2 protein-coding genes are annotated in these 2,746 nt (G+C 61.1%); both read left to right on the top strand.

Annotation, left to right across the window (positions count from 1 at the left end):
- The first annotated feature begins 171 nt into the window (after positions 1 to 171).
- Positions 172 to 570, top strand: coding sequence for a hypothetical protein (locus ABVF28_RS17150; RefSeq protein ID WP_371031448.1), 399 nt, complete (start codon positions 172 to 174; stop codon positions 568 to 570).
- Between the two features lie 1,159 nt (positions 571 to 1,729).
- Positions 1,730 to 2,578 (top strand): hypothetical protein, encoded by an 849-nt coding sequence (locus ABVF28_RS17145; RefSeq protein WP_371031447.1) that lies wholly within the window; start codon positions 1,730 to 1,732, stop codon positions 2,576 to 2,578.
- The last annotated feature ends 168 nt before the right edge of the window (positions 2,579 to 2,746 follow it).

Below are 2,746 nucleotides of genomic sequence, written 5' to 3'. Positions count from 1 at the left end.
CACTCCGCGATCGGCCAAATCACCCCGAACAGCTACGAGACCGCCTACACGGCGACCACATCCGCTACCCTCGCGGAAGCGGCATAACCGAACCGACACCGTGTCCACGATCGAGGGTCAAGGCCCGAGGCCATCGCGGTCGGCGACCGAATCGAACGCCTCGCCGAGAGGGTGACCCGGCAGTACTACGGCAACGAGCTCGACGAAATCCCGTGGCACTTCGACCAATACGCTCCACTGCTCAGCGCGTCGCCCTGGTCGATTTGCGGGACCGTCGCTTCGATAAGCGCCGTCTACGTCAGGCTCGCCCTGACGAGTGATCGAGAACAGATTCTTCGTCCAGACCCAGGATCAGTCCATCTCGAGGAAGTTCTCACGACACGCAACACGCGAAACCCGCAACGAGAAAAAGAGCAACGCGAGCTGGCGAAACACGACCCTCCAGCTGGAGCAACCGGCTGGTACGGGCCCGACAGCCTCAAAGCGCGCGAGGGCGACAAGAACCTCACCGGGTGGCTCATCACGCTCCTCGACGAGGAGATGCGACCCGCAGAGCACTGGGCTCTCTGAATCTCACAACCCATGGGTTCTGAAATATCTCACCGAGGCATCCGGAGCGGATCACTCCTTGAATCTTGAGATGGAGCTCACGAGGTCGCCGTACCCTAGAGCCGGGTCACGGCACTGCCCGCTACCAAGGTTCCATTTTTAGAATCGCACGCCAGCACAACCTAGCCCAACTGACACTCTCGAGCCGCATGCAGAGGGTCCAGCATGACAGGAGAGGCCAGCCACTATGTCCAGCACGAAGTCAGTCACCGGACCGTCGACAAAAATCGTTGCTGTAGCCCTGACCCTCTTCCTGCTGATGGCCTCCGCCACGGGGTTCGTGTCAGTGTTCTACAGAAATCCAGCCTCGGCCGCGCCTGGTTTACCCGTAGCCGAAGTATGGGCCCAAGTGGCTGAGTCACGTGGCGGAACCGCCCTCATTGGTGCCGCAATACTCCTTGCCATCGTTCCCCTCGCCGCCCTAGCACTGTGCTTCTCCGTAATTTCGGGGACACCGATCAGCGCAACGACCGCCGCGGGCGCCTACCTTGGGCTCTCGATCGCTAACGCTCCGCTTTACGTCTTTGGCAGCCTGGGGCCCGCTTGGCGTATTGCGGACACGTTCAGCTCAGGCGGCGACCACGGCCCGCTTGATACGAATTTCTGGGCGCTCGCAGCAATCACATGCGCGCTCAGTGCGGCAGCGTTGACCCTGAGCGCGATCTCGCAACGACGACGCGACTCGTAAAAGGAAAACTCGAATAGAACGCCACACGTTGGCCCGACGAGGTTCATCACTTCGCTCAACTGACAGCATCACGGTTCCGCCAGAACTCCCCGGAAGCTTGCGGTCAGAGGTGGACTCAACACGTACCACGTTTCACAGACCCACAGCCGCAAAACCCATGGGTTTTGAGATGTCTCACCAGGGAACCGGGGGAGGGGCAGCAGCGACGCGTCTGCATGGTCGTCGCCGTTCGAGATTCTCAACGGACGAGCGTGATCCAGCTGTGACGCTAGTCTCATCGGGGACATCAGATCGTTAGCCACATCGTCCCCGCAGGAAGCAACTTCAAGTGCCGAGCAAACTAGGTTCGATCTCATGAGTTCACACGCGAGAACCGCCGGCGACGCACGCCCCGAACATGGAGTGCGCAGCGTAATAACAAGCCGCGGAACAATGACGCTTGCACTGGCGGCCGCGAGCTCTAGCCTCCTACTCACCGGCTGCTCACCGTTGAACCCGCCGCCATCCGAGGTCAACACTGCGGCAACGACACTCGCAGAAGCAGCTCAAGAGATACCTGGCGTCAACGCCGTAACGACTGACATCCGTGAGGTGGAGATCAAAGATCAGGTCGTCCGTGACGTGTGGGAAATCACGGTCCGCGTCGACGCAGAATCTCCTGACACGATCGAGACCCTACAGAACGATCTTGGCGCTGCATTCTCACCAGCCGACCTTGGCGCCGCAACCCTGAACCTCCGGCTGAACTTCCCCGCCACAGACTCGGGCGCATCGGTCTCCCTAAGGCAACTCGACGACTACGCGGCAGCAGCTGCAGCCTCGATGCGAACCGTTCACGGGATCACTAGCGTGAGCCAAAGTGAGTTCGACACAGGCCTCGACCTCATGGCCACGCCGCGCCTCGACGTCCACGAGGCAGTCTCCAGCGCCCGCCAACTCGGGATACCCCACCTCCCCGAAGACGCGGTGGTCGCGACCACATGGGTGGCGACGCGCGATCTTCCCGACACGACCGTTGTGGCAACCGCTGACTGGCCCTCATCAGGCCTGCTTGACGCCATCTCGACGCTGCGCGAAGACCCCACAGTCACCTCGATTTCAGCAGCCCCGCCGAGCGAACACACTGTCTATCCGCGCATCACAATCGAAAGCACGGACCCAGCCACTGCAGTCGCTACCCTCCAAGCAGTGAGTGAGCCCCGCTCCGATTTCTATCCAACGAGATTCGAGATCACCAGCCCCGATGGAACCGGTACCAGCGGGGAACTTACCAACGATTGAGTACGGACAGCTCCCGGTCGGATGTGCGTTTCGAAACCCATGGGTGGTTTCTGTTGGTCGTCGCAACACCCTGATGAGTAAGGGGTGGCTGGATGCCGGCGAACGATGCTGCGCGGGAGCGTAAGCGAAAGTTCTGGGCCTTGTTGCGGGAGGGGCGGTCCTCGTCAG

Source organism: Pseudoclavibacter sp. JSM 162008 (genome assembly GCF_041366455.1).
Taxonomy (GTDB): domain Bacteria; phylum Actinomycetota; class Actinomycetes; order Actinomycetales; family Microbacteriaceae; genus Pseudoclavibacter.
Note: the sequence above shows the minus strand (reverse complement) of the source record. Positions and strands in the feature narration are given on the sequence as shown.